The organism is Okeania sp. SIO2C9, from assembly GCF_010672455.1.
In the GTDB taxonomy this organism is placed as follows: domain Bacteria; phylum Cyanobacteriota; class Cyanobacteriia; order Cyanobacteriales; family Microcoleaceae; genus Okeania.
Genome location: NZ_JAAHGO010000008.1, coordinates 60,506 through 61,565, shown reverse-complemented (window position 1 = coordinate 61,565; position 1,060 = coordinate 60,506). Strand labels below are relative to the sequence as shown.

The 1,060-nt window shown below is 45.3% G+C and carries 1 protein-coding gene; it reads left to right on the top strand.

Translation table 11 applies throughout. The annotated features are described in order from the left end of the window. Nucleotides 1–1,060 (top strand): SdrD B-like domain-containing protein (locus F6K23_RS08320; RefSeq protein WP_293153267.1); only part of this gene is annotated, 1,060 nt, incomplete at both ends.

Here is a 1,060-nt window from a genome sequence, read left to right as displayed (position 1 = left end):
ATCAATCTACTGGATTCCAATGGCGACCCAGTGCTAGAGAATGGCAACCCCATCACCACAACTACTGATAACAACGGTGACTACATATTCACAGATGTAGAACCAGGGGAGTATCAAGTACAAGAAATCAACTCACCAGATTTCCCCAACGACATCAGCGACCAAGACAATAGTGATGATGGTGACCCTACTGACAGCGATACCACTGTAGACAATATTGTGGGTGTAACTGTAGAACCAGGAGAAGCGGATACAGATAACGACTTTGTAGATGGTAATAATGCTTCCATATCCGGTACAGTAACCAACGAAAATGGCGACCCCATACCTGGTGTGACCATCAATCTACTGGATTCCAATGGCGACCCAGTGCTAGAGAATGGCAACCCCATCACCACAACTACTGATAACAACGGTGACTACATATTCACAGATGTAGAACCAGGGGAGTATCAAGTACAAGAAATCAACTCACCAGATTTCCCCAACGACATCAGCGACCAAGACAATAGTGATGATGGTGACCCTACTGACAGCGATACCACTGTAGACAATATTGTGGGTGTAACTGTAGAACCAGGAGAAGCGGATACAGATAACGACTTTGTAGATGGTAATAATGCTTCCATATCCGGTACAGTCTTTGAAGATACTGATAACAATGGTACAGGTGATATTCCTCTAGAAGGCGTCACTATAACGTTGCGTGATGACCAGGGCAATAACGTAGCCACTACTACTACAGGCTCAGATGGTACATACTCATTCAACGATGTCGAGCCTGGTGACTACGAGGTTGTGCAAACTAATCTACCAGGTTATCAAGATGTCAGCGACCAAGACAATAGCAATGATGGCGATCCTACCGACAACAACACCACTGTAGACAATATTGTGGGTGTAACTTTAGAGCCTGGGGAAGACGATACAGATAACGACTTCGTGGATGAGATACCCAATGGCTCCATATCAGGTACAGTCACCGAAGATACTGATAACAATGGTACGGGTGATACTCCTCTTGCTGATGTAGAGGTCGTATTGCGTGATGACCAGGGCA